Source organism: Azoarcus olearius, assembly GCF_001682385.1.
Taxonomy (GTDB): Bacteria; Pseudomonadota; Gammaproteobacteria; order Burkholderiales; family Rhodocyclaceae; genus Azoarcus; species Azoarcus olearius.
Map to the genome: position 1 here is coordinate 1,625,169 of NZ_CP016210.1, position 15,913 is coordinate 1,641,081.

Here is a 15,913-nt window from a genome sequence, read left to right on the forward strand (position 1 = left end):
TTCACGAGGTTGTTGATGAGCGCGCAAATCGAGGATCCGCTTACCGAGCACGAGTTGAGCACGGAGCCGGTGTTCGACGGCAAGCTGCTGAAGGTGAAACGGGATCAGGTCCGCTTGCCGGACGGCAAGCAGTCGATGCGGGAGTACGTGCGCCACCCGGGTGCAGTGGCGATCGTCGCCGTGATGGCGGATGGCCGCTTGGTGTTCGAAAGGCAGTTCCGCTATCCGTTGCGGCGGAGTTTTCTGGAAGTGCCGGCCGGCAAGATCGATCCTGGCGAGCCGATCCTTGCCTGCGCCCAGCGCGAACTGCGCGAGGAAACCGGCTTCCAGGCGGCAGAGTGGTTGCACCTGGGGCAGATCCATCCGTGCATCGGCTATTCCGATGAGCGGATCGAGGTGTTCTTCGCGACCGGATTGACCGAGGTCGGCAATGCACTCGACGAAGGCGAGTTTCTTGAGGTGCTAGGCCTTTCGCCCGCGGAGGCGAGAGCGGGGGTGCTGGAGGGACGTATCACCGACGCGAAGACGATCGCCGCGCTGTATCTGGCTGAGCCGCATCTGCGCTGAGCGCCGGGGGTTGAGAAAAAAGAAACGCCGGACCAAGGTCCGGCGTTTCCTTTTACGGCAGCACGGGGGCCTGCGCCCCCGCCGACCGGTGCGCGCTTAGCCGCAGGTGCCGACGGCACCGCAGGCGGTGCAGAAGTCGCAGCCATCCTTGCGGATCACCGTGTGGTTCCCGCATTCCTTGCACTGCGCACCCTGCATCAGCTTCGGTTCGCTGTCGTCGCGCGGCGCTTCGAGGATGCCCATTTCGCGCTTCGGATAGCCCTTTTCGTCCAGCACGCCCAGCATCGCGTAGCGGTGGATGATCAGTTGGGCCATGTAGGCGACGGTGCTGGGGTAGTTCTGCTGGCGACGCGTGCCGGGCACGAAAGCCATGAAGTCGCCCAGCGGCTCCGGGTAGTTCAGCAGCTTGCGCAGCTTCATGCCGATCCAGGCGGGGTCCATCACGCGCATGTCGAGCGACAGGATGCGGGTCAGGCCGTCGAGCGCACGCGGGTAGTTGCCGGACAGCCAGACCGAGTACGGACGGGTGGTGCCCGCGGAATAGTCGTCCTGCGCTGGCAGGGTGATTTCCTTCAGGCCGAGCACGAAGTCTTCGCCGGTGGCCGGGTTGTAGATGTCCACCGTCCACGACAGGGTGCCGTCGGTGCCGGTCTTGGGCTCTTCCAGGCTGAACAGGGTGTCCAGCACCGGCGTGGGGCCTTCCTTCTCGAAAGCGCCGAGCTTCTCGCAGCGGTAGTTCACCACCTGGGCGAAGGCGGAGACGACACCCGGGAAGAGCTTCTTCTCGCCGTGCGGCGGGAAGGGCATCTCGAAGGATTTTTCACCGACCGTGCGGGCCAGCGTATCGAGCTTGAGCTTGAGCCAGCCGTGGTCGTTGGCGCGCATGTCCATCGACAGCGTCTTGGCCACGGCACCCAGGCCGCGCGGCTGGTCGGCACCGTTCACCCAGACTTCAAACGGGAAGGTGCCGCCATTGGTGCCGAACTGGCCGACGAAGAGGGCGAAGTCGCCCGCTGGCGTGCCGAGCATGTAGGTCCACGCCAGGTTGCCGTCGGGCAGTTCCGGGCGGCCCGGCCAGCGCAGCGACGCGAGCACCGGCGCCGGCAGGCTCTTGATCGACAGGCGCTTGTTGGCGTCGGGAATTTCGACGTCGTGCGGTTGCTTCTGCTCGCTGGTGGGCGCGACCGACAGCACCGAACCGAGCACCGAGTTGGGGCGGTAGGTGGCCAGACCCTTCAGACCCGCCTTCCAGGCGGTCAGGTAGAGGTCTTCGAAATCCGCGTACGGGTAGTCCTCGGGGACGTTCACCGTCTTGGAGATCGAGGTGTCGATGTAGGGCGCAACCGCGGCCACCATGTCCTTGTGGGCCTGGGCCGAGATTTCCAGCGCGGTGACGAAGTACGACGGCAGTTGCTCGACATTGCCGCCGAGGTGCTTGTAGAGCCGCCATGCGTAGTCTTCGACGGCGTACTCCTTGAACGTGCCGTCCGCCATGCGCTTGCGGCGGGTATAGGTGTAGGAGAACGGCGGTTCGATGCCGTTGGACGCGTTGTCGGCGAAGGCCAGCGAGATGGTGCCGGTCGGCGCGATGGACAGCAGGTGCGAGTTGCGGATGCCGTGCTTGCGGATCTTGTCCTTTACCTCGGCCGGCAGGCGCGAGGCGAAGTTGCCGCCGGACAGGTACATGTCGGCGTTGAACAGCGGGAAGGCGCCGCGTTCCTTGGCCAGCTCGGTGGAGGCGAGGTAGGCGCGGTTGCGCATGTATTCGGAAATCTTGCGTGCTTCCTCGCGCGCTTCGTCGCTGTCGTAACGCTTGCCGAGCATGATCAGCGCATCGCCCAGACCCGTGAAGCCGAGGCCGACGCGGCGCTTGGAGTCCGCCTCGCGCTGCTGCTGTTCGAGCGGCCAGTGGGTCGCGTCGAGCACATTGTCGAGCATGCGGATCGAGACGTCGACCACCTTGCCGAACGCCGCGTAGTCGAACTCGGCCTTGTCGGTGAACGGATTCTTGACGAAGGGCGTCAGGTTGACCGAGCCGAGGCAGCAGCAGCCATAGGGCGGCAGCGGCTGCTCGGCGCACGGGTTGGTCGCCTCGATGGTTTCGCAGTAGTACAGGTTGTTGTCCTGGTTCATGCGGTCCAGGAACAGGATGCCCGGTTCGGCGTGGTCGTAGGTCGAGCGCATCACCTGGTCCCACAGCGCGCGTGCCGGCACCTTGCGGTACACCCAGCGGCCGTCATCGCGCTGGTAGGCACCGGCCGCCTTCAGCTCGTCGGAAGGCTCGGACTTGTGCGTCAGCTCGATGTCGCCATCGGATTCGACCGCGCGCATGAAGTCGTCGGTGACGCCCACCGAGATGTTGAAGTTGGTGAGGTCGCCGTGGTCCTTGGCGTGGATGAATTCCTCGATGTCCGGGTGGTCGCAGCGCAGCACGCCCATTTGCGCGCCGCGGCGGGCGCCGGCGGATTCCACGGTTTCGCAGGAACGGTCGAACACCCGCATGTAGGACACCGGGCCCGACGCATTGGAGGCGGTGCCGCGCACCATCGCGCCCTTCGGACGGATGGAGGAGAAGTCGTAGCCGACGCCGCCACCGCGGCGCATGGTTTCGGCCGCTTGCGCGAGCGCGGTATAGATGCCGGGGCGGCCATCGACCGCCTCGGTGACCGAGTCGCCGACGGGCTGGACGAAGCAGTTGATCAGGGTCGCGGCAAGCGAGGTGCCGGCAGCGCTGTTGATGCGGCCCGCGGGCACGAAGCCTTTCTCCTGCGCCTCCAGGAACTTGGCTTCCCAGTGGGCGCGCTTCTCTTCGGGTTCTCTCGCGGCGAGCGCCCGGGCGACCCGGCGGCGCACTTCGGTGACGCTTTGTTCGTCGCCTTTGGCGTATTTTTCGAGCAGGACTTCGCCCGAGATTTCTTGCGGCAGGAGGGTGGTGGCGTCGCGTTTGGCCGGGCTCTGGGTCGTCGTGCTCATGGCTTCCCTTAGTGTTGTTAAGCCGTGGAAGGATAGCCGCTAACGGGTGATTTTCCAAATAAATAAAAAATCATAAAAATCAAATATATAAGGTTTTCGCTTGTGCGCAAGACAAAAATGCACCACTAGATGTAGTAGCGTGGCGCAAGGGGTTTTTGACCTGAAAACCCTGAAAATCCGCGAGCTTGCAGCGCGCTGTGCAAGCGGTTTCATCGTTATGGGGACGCCCGCATGCGGCTCGCGGCCCGACCGTGTTGCAGATGCACATGGATTAGCGCACCTATAATGGTGACGCTCTGCTAGCAAGGGACAGCGCCATGCAACCCACAGATGTACACGCCGGTGTGGCCGCCGCCGTGCAGCGCCACGGCGCCGCGCCGTCGTCGCTGTTGCAGGTGCTGATTGCGGTGCAGGACCGGCTCGGTTATCTCGCGCCCTCCGCCTTGACCGAGGTCGCCGCGGCGCTCGACCTACCCCGCGCCCATGTGGAGGGCGTCGCCGGCTTTTACAGCTTTCTCCATACCTCTCCGGCGGGGCGTTACCGCATCCTGTTTGCCGACAACGTCATCGAGCGCATGCAGGGCTCGGCGGAGTTGATGCATGCACTGTGCGGCAAGTTGTGGGTCGAGCCCGGCCGCGTGTCCGAGGATGGCCTGGTCGGGGTGGCGCCGACATCGTGCATCGGCATGGGCGACCAGGGGCCGGCCGCGCTGGTGAACGGGCGGCCAGTCACGCGCCTGACCCATGCCCGCATCAACGAGATCGCCGAACTGGTGCGCCGCGAGGTGCCGCTCGAACAGTGGCCGGCTGCGTTCTTCACGGTGGACGACAACGTCCGTCGCACCGACGCCTTGCTCGGCACCCGGCTGGCCGCGGGCGACGCGCTCGCGGCGGCGCTGAGGATGGGGCGGTCCGGGTGGCTGGACGAGATGCAACGCTCCACTCTGCGCGGACGCGGCGGGGCGGGTTTCACCACCGCGGTCAAATGGACCGCCTGCCGCGATGCCGCCGGGCCGCAGAAGGTCGTCGTGTGCAATGCGGACGAAGGCGAGCCCGGCACCTTCAAGGACAGGCTGCTGCTCACGCGCATGGCCGATGCGGTGTTCGAAGGCATGACGCTGGCCGCCTGGGCAACCGGCGCCCAGCTCGGCCTGCTTTATCTGCGTGGCGAGTACCGCTACCTGCTCGATGCCCTCAACGCCACGCTGACGCAGCGCCGTGCCGCCGGACTGCTCGGGCGCAACATCCTGGGCGAGGCGGGGTTCGACTTCGACATCGCCATCCACCTCGGCGCGGGCGCCTATATCTGTGGCGAGGAGACGGCCCTGCTCGAGTCGCTGGAGGGCAAGCGCGGCACCCCGCGCATCCGCCCGCCATTCCCGGTCACCCACGGCTATCTCGGCCGTCCCACCGTGGTGAACAACGTGGAAACCCTGGCCAAGACCTGTCTCATCGCCTGTGGCGGCGGGGCGGCCTTTGCCGCCACCGGCACCGCGCAATCCACCGGCACCAAACTGCTGTCCATCTCCGGCGATTGTGCCGCGCCCGGCATCTACGAGTACCCCTTCGGCGTCACCGTGGAGCGCGTGCTCGAAGACTGCGGCGCCTCCGATACCCAGGCGGTGCAGGTGGGCGGCGCGGCGGGCATCACGCTGGCCGCGTACGAGTTCCAGCGCCGTATCGCGTTCGAGGACGTTCCCACCGCGGGCGCATTCATGGTGTTCGACTCCGGGCGCGATCTGTTCGAGGTCGCGCGCAACTTCGTCGCCTTCTTCGCCCACGAAAGCTGCGGCTTCTGCACGCCGTGCCGCGTGGGGACGGGGTTGCTGAAGGCCGCGATGGACAAGTTCGCCAGCGGGCACGGCAGCCGGGGCGATCTCGCCGACATCGAGTGGATCGACCGCCTGCTGAAGAACGCAAGCCATTGCGGCCTCGGCGCCTCGGCACCTAACCCGGTGCTCGATACGCTGTTGAAGTTCCGCCCCTTCTACGAGCGCCGGATGCAGACGGCGGACTTCGAGCCGGCCTTCGATCTCGATCAGGCCTTGGCGCCGGCGCGCCGCGTCAGCGGCCGCAACGATGCGGCTGCCCACCTCGCCGCCCGCGCAACCGGAGACGCATCATGAAACGCCAGTTCCTGTTCGACGGCCGTCCTGTGCCCTTCGACGAGGGCCAGACCATCCTGCAGGCGGCGCGCGCCGCCGGCCACTACATCCCGCATCTGTGCTGGCACCCGGACTTTCCGCCGCACGGTTCCTGCAAGCTGTGCACCGTGAAGGTGGGCGGGCGGCATGTGTCCTCGTGCGCGTTTCCGGCACGCGAGGGCATGGAGGTCGAAAGCGATACGCCGGAGATCAATGCCGAGCGCCGCGCGCTGCTGCAGATGCTGTTCGTGGAGGGCAACCACTTCTGTCCCGGGTGCGAGAAGAGCGGCAACTGCCAGTTGCAGGCACTGGCCTACGATCTCGAGATGACCACGCCGCGCTTCCCCCATTTCTATCCGGATCGCCCGGTCGATGCCTCGCACCCCGACGTGCTGCTCGATTTCAACCGTTGCATTTTCTGCGAGTTGTGCGTGCGGGCCAGCCGCGAGGTCGACGGCAAGAACGTGTTTGCGCTCGGCGGCCGCGGGTTGGGCAAGCACCTGGTCGTCAATGCCGAAACCGGCCGGCTGGCCGACACCACGCTGGCTGCCGACGACCTTGCCGCCAACATCTGCCCGGTCGGCGTGATCCTCAAGAAGCGCGTCGGGTTCGCGGTGCCGATCGGCGAACGGACCTACGACGCTGAGCCGATCCACGTGCATGCCATGGAGCGCGACACATGACCGAGCCGTCCGCGCAGGAGAAGCGGCCCGAACCGGCCCGCTTGCGCATCGCCACCGCGTCGCTGGCGGGCTGCTTCGGCTGCCACATGTCGCTGCTCGACATCGACGAGCGGATCTTCGAACTGGCGGCCAAGGTCGAGTTCGACCGCTCCCCGCTCACCGACATCAAGCACTGCGGCCCGTGCGACATCGGCCTGATCGAAGGCGGCGTGTGCAATGCCGAAAACGTCCATGTGCTGCGAGAGTTCCGCCGCAACTGCAAGACGCTGGTGGCGGTGGGCGCGTGCGCGATCAACGGCGGGCTGCCGGCGCAGCGCAACCACCTCGACGTGGGCGCCTGCCTGCAGGAGGTGTATTGCTACCGCGAGGGGCTGGACGGCGCCGGCGTGCCGGACGACCCCGAACTGCCGCTGCTGCTGGACAAGGTGAGACCGATCCACGAAGTGGTGCGGGTCGACTACTTCCTGCCGGGCTGCCCGCCCTCGGGCGATGCGATCTGGAAATTCCTGTCCGACCTCGTGGCCGGCCGCACCCCGCGGCTGCCCTACGCATTGATGCATTTCGACTGAGCCGGCGATGAGCGAACACCTTCAACCGACAGTGCAGCAGGACGGCCTGCGCCGGGTCGCGATCGACCCGGTGTCGCGCGTGGAAGGCCATGGCAAGGTCACGCTGCTGCTCGATGCAGACGGCGAGGTGTGCGAGGCGCGCCTGCACATCGTCGAGTTCCGTGGCTTCGAGGTCTTCGTGCAGGGGCGGCCGTACTGGGAAGTGCCGGTCATCGTGCAGCGCCTGTGCGGCATCTGCCCGGTCAGCCATCACCTTGCCGCGTGCAAGGCGCTCGACCACGTGGTGGGTGCCGCCCCGGTGCCGGCCAGCGCCGACCGCCTGCGCCGGCTGATGCACTACGGGCAGATCCTGCAGTCGCACGCGCTCCACTTCTTCCATCTGGCTTCGCCCGACCTGCTGTTCGGCTTCGACGCCGAACCCGCGCGGCGCAACATCCTCGCGGTCGCCGCCGCTTACCCGGAGATCGCGCGGCAAGGCGTAATGCTGCGCAAGTTCGGGCAGGAGGTCATCCGCGCCACGGCCGGCAAGCGCATCCACGGCACCGGCGCGGTGCCGGGCGGCATGAACCGCCATCTCGCGCCGGCCGACCATGCGCTGCTGTTGGCGGGCATCGACGAGGTGCTGACGTGGTGCCGCGGCGCAGTGGAACTGGTGCGCCGGCTGCACGACGCCGACGCCGCGTTCTACGACAGCTTCGGCACCGTGGCGTCGGGCTTCATGAGCCTGGTGGGGGAGGGCGGCGGGCTCGAGTTCTACGACGGCACGCTGCGCTTCCGTGATGCCGACGGGCAGATCGTCCGCGACGGCGTGGCCGATCGCGACTATCACCGCGTGCTGCGCGAGGCGGTGAAGCCCTGGAGCTACATGAAGTTTCCCTACCTCGCGGAGCGCGGGCCGGAGCAGGGCTGGTACAAGGTCGGGCCGCTGGCGCGGGTGCAGAACTGCGATTTCATTCCCACCCCGCTGGCCGAGTCCGAACGTCGCGCGTTCCTCGATTACGGTGGCGGGCGCCCGCTGCATGCGCCGCTCGCCTACCACTGGGCACGCATGATCGAAATGCTGCACGCCGCCGAGCTGATCCGCGACCTGCTGGAGGACCCCGCGCTGTTGGCGGGGCCGCTGACCGCCGCGGGGCCGCGGGCAAGCGAGGGCGTCGGCGTCATCGAGGCACCGCGCGGTACGCTGATCCACCACTACCGCGTGGGCGAGGACGACCTGGTGACGATGTGCAACCTGATCGTGTCGACGACCCACAACAACGAGGCGATGAACGCCGCGGTGCGGGCGGTGGCGCGCCAGACGGTGTCGAAGCAGACCTTGACCGAGGCGGCGCTGAACAGCATCGAGGTGGCAATCCGCGCCTTCGACCCCTGTCTGTCCTGCGCGACCCACGCGCTGGGCAGGATGCCGCTGGAGCTTGCGCTGGTGGGAGCCGACGGCGCACTGATCGAGCGGGTGCTGCGGGATTGATGCCGCCGGCAAAGGCGCGGCAACGGGAGAAATGAGCATGCAGCTTGTCGTGATCGCGGTGGGCAACGACGCGCGTGGCGACGACGCGCTCGGCCCGCTGCTGCTCGACCGCGTCGTGAAGGCGGGCTTCCCCGGCGTGCGGGCGCAGCTCGAATTCCAGCTCCAGGTGGAGCACGCGCTCGACATCTCCGGGGCCGGGCTCGTGCTGTTCATCGATGCGGCCCATGGTCTGCATACGCCTTACGAGTTAAGCGAACTCGAGCCCGCGCGGGCCACGCCGGCGTTCAGCCATGCGCTTGCGCCGGCCGCGGTGCTGGCCGTGCTGGAACAGCTGGAGGGGCATGCGCCGCCGGCTTTCCTGCTGCGCGTGCGGGGCGAGCAGTTCGGCCTGGGCGACAGTCTTTCGCCCCTGGCCGAAGCGGCCCTGCCGTTGACGTGGGAACTGCTGGCGACCTTGCTGTCGGCGCCCTCGCTGGCGGCGTGGCGGCGCCTGCTACGGGTGCAACTGCCGCAGCCCTCCTAGTTCGGGAGCTCAGGCGATCCGCAGGTTGGGGAAGAAGGCGGCGACGTAGGCGGCGAGGTTGAGTTCGGCGTCCTCGCGGACCCGGCTCAGGCTGTCGGGCGACATCTCCAGCTGCGCCCACACCGTGGGGTCGATCCGCGCTGCGGCGGCGTCGCTGGGTTCGCCCTTGCGGTCGGCCAGCACGATGTTGCTGGCGACGTGCACGATGGCGGCGTCGAAGGCGTATTCGCCACCCAGCCGCGGCAGGATCTGGGCCCCGATCACCTCTGCAAAGCAGGGCGGAAGCCGCCAGTGCGCCATCAGCGTGGCGCCGAGTTCCGCATAGTCGCAGCCGACGATACGGCGCTCGGCCTCGTGCAGCGGCTCGTGCCCGGCGTCGGCGCGGCGTTCGGCTTCAAGCGCGAGCGTGGGCACCGTCTGATACATCACCAGGTGTCCCAGGTCGGCGAGCAGGCCGATCACGAACAAGCGGTCCGCGGTGGGCTGCCCGCAACCGCGGCCGATGTTGCGCGCGGCCAGGCCGCACATCACGCTGCCGCGCCAGAACCGCGACATGTCCATATGCTCCGGCCGGATACCGGCGAACACCGAACTGATCGACATCGCCAGCACCAGGTCGTGCACCTGCTGCAGGCCGAGGATCTGCACGGCGCGGCCGACGGTGTCTACCTGGCCGCCGTAGCCGTACAGCGCGCTGTTGACCAAGCGCAGCAGGCGCGCGGTGAGCGCGGGGTCCGCCGACACCAGACGGGCGACCTCGATCACCGAGCCGTCCGGCGAATCGAGCTGCTCGCGGATGCGGTGGTACACCGAGGGCAGGGAGGTGAGCGCCTCGACGTGGCTGACCAGTTCCAGGGCGGAATGCATGGTGAAGAATCCCGTGTAGTTGACCGGATTATGGTCGATCGGACGGTGGCGTGGAATTACGCGGCGAGAAAACCAGCGGTACCGTTGCCGGCAACTCCGGTTGCAGCGTCACGTGGCCGATGCCGAAGCGTTCCGACAACAGGCGCTGCTGGCGCGCGAGCACCGCGGGCCAGGTGCTGCTGTCGCCCAGCACCACGTGCGCGGACAGCGCGGCCTGGCGCGAATCCAGGCTCCAGATGTGCAGATCGTGCACCGAGCGCACGCCCTCGACCTGGGCCATTGCCTGGCCGACCTCGGGCAGGGAAAGGTGATCCGGCACGCCTTCGAGCAGTGTATGCACCACCTGCTTGAGCAGCGACAGCGTGGAGGCCAGGATGAGCCCGCAGATCAGCATCGTCAGCAGCGGGTCGATGGTGACCCAGCCGGTGAACTGGATGACGAGCCCCGAGGCGAGCGCGGCGACCGAGCCGAGCAGGTCGCCCAGTACATGCAGCAGGGCACCGCGGGTGTTGAGGTCGCCTTCGCCCCGCGTCAGCAGCCATGCCACCGCGAGATTGAGCGCCAGCCCGGCGAGGGCGACCAGCGTGACCGTTTCACCGGAAATGTCGCGCGGCGCAGCCAGCCGGGCGGCCGCCTGCCACAGCAGTGCGGCGACCAGCGCAAGCATGAAGAGGCTGTTGGCGAGCGCAGCGAGCGCCTCGACCCGGGGCAGGCCGAAGGAATGGCGGGTGCTGGCCGGGCGCAGCGCAATCCGGGCTGCGAGCGCGGCCAGGCCGAGCGCCATTGCGTCGGTCACCATGTGGCCGGCATCGCCGAGCAGCGCGAGCGAGCCCGACCACAGGCCCGCAAGCGCCTCCACGGCGGCAAAGCCGAGGGTCAGCGCGAGAGCGAGCGGCAGCCAGCGGCTGGCGGTGTGGTGGTGATGGTGGCCGTGCGCGTGCTCGTGTCCATGCGACGCCGCCGGCGCGGGCCCATCGTCGTGCCCGGGGGCAGCGTGATGTTCGTGGCCGTGGCCGTGGCCGTGGTCGTGGTCGTGGTCATGGCCGCAACGGGCGGGGCCAGCAGCGCGCGTGTAAGCGGTGCCGTGGTGGTGAGGGGCGTGCTTGGCGGACATCGGCTGACGGAGGCAAGGGGGCGGAGGGGCCGGAATGCCGCGATTATCGCGCCGAACGGGCGTGACGGCGCGCCAATTGCTACGATCGGAAGCCAAGACGGGGGAGGGCAGGATGCGGATCGTCAGCTGGAACATACAGTGGGGACGGGGGGCCGACGGCGTTGTCCGCCTCGCGCGCACGATCGAGGCCTTGCGTGCGCTCGGCGAACTGGACGTGATCTGCCTGCAGGAGGTGGCGGAGCATTTTCCCGGGCTGCCGGGCGGCGAGGTCGGGGACGAGCCGCGACAACTGGCGGAAGCCTTCCCCGGTTACGAGGCGGTGTTTGGCGCGGCAGTGGACGTTCCCGGCGCCGGGGGCGGGCGGGCACGCTTTGGCAACCTGCTGCTCTCGCGCCTGCCGCTGGGCGCGGTATTCCGCCATCTGCTGCCCGCGCCGCCGGACCCGGGGCGGCCGAGCATGCAGCGGGTCTGTGTTGAGGCTGTCGTGCAGGCGCCGTTCGGCGATCTGCGGGTGATGACTACGCACCTGGAGTACTACTCGCCGCGCCAGCGGGCGGCGCAGGTCCAGGCGCTGCGAACCCTGCAGCACGATGTTGCCGCAGCCGCGCTGTTGCCCCCGGCGGGCAAGGAGGGCAATCCTGCGTTTGCGGCCCGGGCGCGGCCGGCCGCGGCTGTGCTGTGCGGCGATTTCAACTGCGAGCCGGGCTCGGTCGAACACGCGGCGCTGTGTGCCGATGCCGCGGTGGCGGGTGCGGCCTTTCGTGATTGCCGGACCGTGCTGCATGGCGCGGCGCCGCATCCGCCCTCGGTCGGTCTGCACGGTGCCGAGTGGCCCGACCGGCCCTACTGCTGCGATTTCATGTTCGCCAGCGAAGGGTTGGTCCCACGCGTGCGATCGCTGCAGATCGTGACGGAGACCGCGGCGTCCGACCACCAGCCGGTGCTGCTCGAACTCTCCGCCTGAGTCTGCGCGCCGTCAGCCTTGTGACGGCAGCGGGCCGACAAGGTCGCGGTAGGCGTGCCAGGTGGCGTGCCCGATCAGCGGCATCAGCACCACCAACCCGACGTGGAAGGTGAGGAAGCCGAGCACGGTGACGCAAACGATGACCAGCGCCCACACCAGCATCGCGGCCGGATTGCGCGCGAGCGCGGCCACGCTCGCCAGCATCGCGGTGATCGCGTCCTGGTTGCGGTCCAGCATCAGCGGAATCGACACCACGCTGACCGCGAACACGATGCCGGCGAACAGCAGGCCGACGCCGAAGTACACGGCGAGGAACTCGAGGTTCTCCATCTTCAGCACCTGCTCCAGGAAGCCGGACAGGTTGGGCATCTCATTGGTGTAGAACAGCGCGAAGACCACCAGCGAGGCACGTGCCCAGATCAGGAAGACAATGCCGAGCACGACCGCGAAGAGGCCGATGTTGCCCGCGTTGCGCCGCCACACCGTCAGCGTCGGGCCGAGTGCACAGCCTTCTGCGCGCTCGTGCCGGCGCGAGATTTCATACAGGCCCATCGCAAGGAAAGGGCCGAGCAGCAGGAAGCCGGAGGTAAGCGCCGAGGTGTATTCGTAGGCGTGCTCGAACACGAAGGTGATCAGCAGCCCCATGCCGGCAAAGCAGAAGCCGTAGAACAGGCTGGGGATCGGGCACGCCCGGAGGTCGGAGAAGCCGCGCGCGAGCCAGCGCAGCGGCGAAGTGGCGGGAACGTCGCGGACATCCGGAAAGGGCAGTCCCTCGTCGTCCTTGGCAAGCGGAGCATCGTTCGGCTGCGACATGTCTCTCTCCTGGTTCGTGTCGCGCAGCGGAACGGGGCGGGCAGGCTGGAGGAGGGCGGGCCGCCAAGGCGCGGCACCGAAAAACCTGCCCTTCGTGGTGTTTATTTGTGTTGGAAGAATCCCCGTAGCGCGTCGCTGATGGCGCCGGGCGCTTCGGCCATGATCGCGTGGCCCGCGCCGGACAGGGTGATCATACGCGCACCACGGGGCACGTTGACCAGCGCATCGCGTAAGGGTTTTACCGAACGCGGCGGCGTCATCTGGTCACGCTCGCCGCATATCAGCAGGGTCGGGCAGCGCACCGCGCCCGCCGCTTCCTGCCCGCCAGTCCAGTCGTTGCAGGCGGCGAGATCGGTGGCAAGCACGCCGGGGGCCTGGCGTTCCATCAGCCGGCGGTTGAGCCCGGTCTGCCAGGTGCCGGGGCTGGCGGCCTGGCCGAGCTGGCCGGTGGGGCTGAACGACCACTGGTTGATCATGCGGTGGGCCTGGTCGCGTGCGGCGGTGGCCGCCTGCAGCAGGGGCGGCGCAACCGGCATCGGTACGACGCTGCCGACGAGCACCAGGCTGCCCACGCGTTCCGGCGCGCGGGCCGCCGCGGCGAGCGCGATCAGCGACCCCATGCTGTGGCCGACCAGGCTGGCATGGACCACGCCGCAGGTGTCGAGCAGGGCGAGGATCCAGTCGGCGAGGGCGTCGATGCCGGCCAGCGGCGCGCCGCCCGAGGCGCCGTGTCCCGGGAGGTCGGGCGCGAGCACCCCGAAGCCGTGGTGGGCGAGAGTGCGGGCCTGGGTGTTCCACACGCTGTGGTCATGGCCGGCGCCGTGGATCAGCACCACGGTGGGCAGTTCGCGGTCGAAACTGCGACCGCCGGTATAGACGCGGGTGGGCTGTTCATTGACGACGATGTCCATCGCTCACTCCTTGAACAGGCGCGCCACCGCGGCGAGGCCGCGGTCGAGATCGGCGATCAGGTCGGCGGTGTTTTCGATACCGACCGACAGCCGCACCGTGCCTTCGCCGATGCCGGCCGCGGCGAGATCGGCGGCGGACATGCGGAAGTGGGTGGTGCTGGCTGGATGGATCACCAGCGATTTGGCGTCGCCGACATTGGCCAGATGCGAAAAGAGCCGCAGCGCGCCGATGAAGGCGCGGCCGCCTTCGCGTCCGCCCTTGAGGTCGAAGGACATCACCGCGCCACAGCCGTCGGGCAGCAGGCGGGCTGCGAGCGCATGGTCGCGGTGGCCGGGCAGGCCGGGATAGGCGACCTTTTCCACCAGCGGATGGGCGGCGAGGTGTTCGGCCACCGCGCGCGCATTGGCGACGTGGGCGCGCATGCGCAGCGGCAGGGTTTCCAGGCCCTGCAGTATCTGGAAGGCGTTCATCGGCGACAGGCAGGCGCCGAAGTCGCGCAGGCCTTCGCGGCGTGCACGCAGCAGGAAGGCCGCGACCGGCGATTCCTCGGCGAAGTCCATGCCGTGAAAGCCGTCGTAGGGTTCGGTGAGCGTCGGGAAGAGGCCCGAGGCCTCCCAGTCGAAGCGGCCGCCATCGACGATGACGCCGCCGACGGCAACGCCGTGGCCGCCGAGGTACTTGGTGGCCGAGTGCATCACCAGGTCCGCGCCGAGGTCGAGCGGGCGCTGCAGCAGCGGGCTCACCAGCGTGGCGTCCACCAGCAGCGGCAGCCTGTGCTGATGGGCGAGGGCCGACACGGCCGGGATGTCGAACACGTCCAGGCCGGGGTTGCCGACCGATTCGCCAAAGAACAGCCGCGTCTCCGGCCGGATGGCGGCGCGCCAGGCGTCGAGATCGTGCGGATCGACGAAGGTGGTGTGGATGCCGAAGCGCGGCAGGGTGTAGCCGAGCAGGTTGTGCGAGCCGCCGTAAAGCGCGCGCGAGGCGACGATGTGGCCGCCGGCGCCCATCAGCGTGGTGATCGCCAGGTGCAGTGCGGCCTGACCGCTGGCCACCGCGATCGCTCCGACCCCGCCTTCGAGCGCTGCGACGCGTTCTTCCAGCACGGCGGTGGTGGGGTTGGAAATGCGCGAATAGACGTGGCCGGGGCGTTCGAGATTGAACAGCGCGGCAGCCTGGTCGGCATCGCTGAAGACGTAGCTGGTGGTGAAGTGGATCGGCGTGGCGCGCGAGCCGTGCACCGGGTCGGGCGACTGGCCGGCGTGCAGGGCGAGCGTTTCCCGGCCGAAGAGATCGGATTGGGTCATGGTTCTGCCAAGGGAAGGGGCTGACGGCGCCCGGGGTTGGAGAGGCCGCGCGGCGGCACTCAGGCGAGTTCGTCGGGCTCGATCAGGCGTTCGATGACGGTGATGCGGTCTTTGATTGCGAGCTTGCGCTTCTTCAGGCGCCGCAGCAGCAGTTCGTCGTCCGCGGGCGCGGCGCCGAGGCGCGCGATCGCATCGTCAAGGTCGCGATGCTCGCCGCGCAACGCCTCGAGCCGGGCGTGCAGGCTGGTCACTTCATCGAAAGCGTCGTCGTTCATCGAGGGCGGGCTCGGCGGGGCGGCAAGTCCTTGCCGGGGTGAGTCGGGTGCCCGCAATGGTATGCGCCGGTCCGCCGAATGACAACTTCACCGGCATGGCTTATCGAGTGTGCGGCGCGAGGCGGCTGCAGTCTTGCCATAATTGGAGCATCGAGAGTGCGGAGACGCAGGTGAACAAGGCATTCGTGAAGGAAGGCGAGGGGCAGGACGACGACGAGGAGCTGTCGCCGTCGTTGCGGCTGCCGCCGGGCAGCAAGAACTACATGACGCGGCGCGGCTACGACGCGCTGCGCGTCGAACTCGACCAGTTGGTGCGGGTGGATCGCCCCAAGCTGGTGGAGACCGTGGCGTGGGCGGCCGGCAACGGCGACCGCTCGGAGAACGGCGACTACATCTACGGCAAGAAGCGGCTGCGCGAGATCGACCGCCGCATCCGCTTCCTGATCAAGCGCATCGAGAGCGCCGAAGTGGTCGACCCGGAACGCCAGGAGAACGTGGACCAGGTCTTCTTCGGCGCCACGGTGACGATCACCGATGCCGACGGCGAGGACGAGCAGACCTGGCAGATCGTCGGCGTGGACGAGGCCAATGCCTCGGAGGGGCGGATCAGCTGGATCTCGCCGCTGGCGCGCGCGCTGCTGAAGGTGAAACTGGGCGAGACGGTGCGCTTCATGAGCCCGGCCGGGCCGCGCGAGATTGAGGTGGTGGACATCCGCTACCGGTAAGCCGCG

At 68.2% G+C, this 15,913-nt stretch carries 15 protein-coding genes; 8 read left to right on the top strand and 7 right to left on the bottom strand.

Annotation, left to right across the window (positions count from 1 at the left end; translation table 11 throughout):
* Positions 1–15: 15 nt before the first annotated feature.
* Positions 16–567, top strand: coding sequence for an NUDIX domain-containing protein (locus dqs_RS07530; protein ID WP_065340090.1), 552 nt, complete (start codon positions 16–18; stop codon positions 565–567).
* 96 nt (positions 568–663) lie between these two features.
* Here the strand turns inward: dqs_RS07530 and dqs_RS07535 are convergent, their stop codons facing one another.
* On the bottom strand, positions 664–3,540 hold the full coding sequence (locus dqs_RS07535) for an adenosylcobalamin-dependent ribonucleoside-diphosphate reductase (protein ID WP_011765144.1): 2,877 nt from the start codon (positions 3,538–3,540) through the stop codon (positions 664–666).
* A 317-nt stretch (positions 3,541–3,857) separates the two neighbouring features.
* Here dqs_RS07535 and dqs_RS07540 point away from each other — a divergent pair, with 317 nt between their 5' ends.
* Genes dqs_RS07540 through dqs_RS07560 form a run of 5 tightly spaced genes read left to right on the top strand, consistent with a single transcriptional unit; the run spans position 3,858 to position 8,930 of the window.
* Complete coding sequence (locus dqs_RS07540; protein ID WP_065340091.1) at positions 3,858–5,666, top strand: NAD(P)H-dependent oxidoreductase subunit E; 1,809 nt, start codon at positions 3,858–3,860, stop codon at positions 5,664–5,666.
* Positions 5,663–6,367, top strand: coding sequence for a 2Fe-2S iron-sulfur cluster-binding protein (locus tag dqs_RS07545; RefSeq protein WP_011765146.1), 705 nt, complete (start codon positions 5,663–5,665; stop codon positions 6,365–6,367). Before dqs_RS07540 ends, dqs_RS07545 begins: the two co-directional genes overlap by 4 nt.
* Positions 6,364–6,936: an NADH-quinone oxidoreductase subunit B family protein gene (locus dqs_RS07550; protein ID WP_011765147.1), complete on the top strand. Its 573-nt coding sequence runs from the start codon at positions 6,364–6,366 to the stop codon at positions 6,934–6,936. Before dqs_RS07545 ends, dqs_RS07550 begins: the two co-directional genes overlap by 4 nt.
* Before the next feature lie 7 nt (positions 6,937–6,943).
* Positions 6,944–8,407 carry a Ni/Fe hydrogenase subunit alpha gene (locus tag dqs_RS07555; protein WP_011765148.1) on the top strand — a complete coding sequence of 488 codons (1,464 nt, stop codon included), beginning with the start codon at positions 6,944–6,946 and terminating at the stop codon, positions 8,405–8,407.
* Between the two features lie 37 nt (positions 8,408–8,444).
* The gene (locus dqs_RS07560; RefSeq protein WP_221405627.1) at positions 8,445–8,930 is read left to right on the top strand and encodes a hydrogenase maturation protease; all 486 of its coding nucleotides are present in this window, start codon (positions 8,445–8,447) and stop codon (positions 8,928–8,930) included.
* A gap of 9 nt (positions 8,931–8,939) precedes the next feature.
* Here the strand turns inward: dqs_RS07560 and dqs_RS07565 are convergent, their stop codons facing one another.
* Positions 8,940–9,797 carry an HDOD domain-containing protein gene (locus dqs_RS07565; protein WP_011765150.1) on the bottom strand — a complete coding sequence of 286 codons (858 nt, stop codon included), beginning with the start codon at positions 9,795–9,797 and terminating at the stop codon, positions 8,940–8,942.
* 28 nt (positions 9,798–9,825) lie between these two features.
* Positions 9,826–10,911 (bottom strand): cation diffusion facilitator family transporter, encoded by a 1,086-nt coding sequence (locus dqs_RS07570; protein ID WP_236778739.1) that lies wholly within the window; start codon positions 10,909–10,911, stop codon positions 9,826–9,828.
* A 112-nt stretch (positions 10,912–11,023) separates the two neighbouring features.
* On the opposite strand from dqs_RS07570, the gene dqs_RS07575 reads away from it, so the two are divergent.
* On the top strand, positions 11,024–11,875 hold the full coding sequence (locus tag dqs_RS07575; protein ID WP_065340094.1) for an endonuclease/exonuclease/phosphatase family protein: 852 nt from the start codon (positions 11,024–11,026) through the stop codon (positions 11,873–11,875).
* Positions 11,876–11,887: 12 nt separating this feature from the next.
* On the opposite strand, the gene dqs_RS07580 is transcribed toward dqs_RS07575, so the two are convergent.
* The 4 genes from dqs_RS07580 to dqs_RS07595 form a co-directional block, all read right to left on the bottom strand.
* Entirely contained in the window at positions 11,888–12,688 is an 801-nt protein-coding gene (locus tag dqs_RS07580) for a DUF2189 domain-containing protein (RefSeq protein ID WP_011765153.1), read from the bottom strand.
* Positions 12,689–12,789: 101 nt separating this feature from the next.
* Positions 12,790–13,599 carry an alpha/beta fold hydrolase gene (locus dqs_RS07585; protein ID WP_065340095.1) on the bottom strand — a complete coding sequence of 270 codons (810 nt, stop codon included), beginning with the start codon at positions 13,597–13,599 and terminating at the stop codon, positions 12,790–12,792.
* 3 nt (positions 13,600–13,602) lie between these two features.
* Entirely contained in the window at positions 13,603–14,907 is a 1,305-nt protein-coding gene (locus dqs_RS07590) for an O-acetylhomoserine aminocarboxypropyltransferase (protein WP_065340096.1), read from the bottom strand.
* A gap of 59 nt (positions 14,908–14,966) precedes the next feature.
* The gene (locus dqs_RS07595; RefSeq protein ID WP_011765156.1) at positions 14,967–15,182 is read right to left on the bottom strand and encodes a YdcH family protein; all 216 of its coding nucleotides are present in this window, start codon (positions 15,180–15,182) and stop codon (positions 14,967–14,969) included.
* Positions 15,183–15,352: 170 nt separating this feature from the next.
* On the opposite strand from dqs_RS07595, the gene greB reads away from it, so the two are divergent.
* Positions 15,353–15,907 carry a transcription elongation factor GreB gene (gene greB, locus dqs_RS07600; protein ID WP_065340097.1) on the top strand — a complete coding sequence of 185 codons (555 nt, stop codon included), beginning with the start codon at positions 15,353–15,355 and terminating at the stop codon, positions 15,905–15,907.
* Positions 15,908–15,913 lie beyond the last annotated feature (6 nt).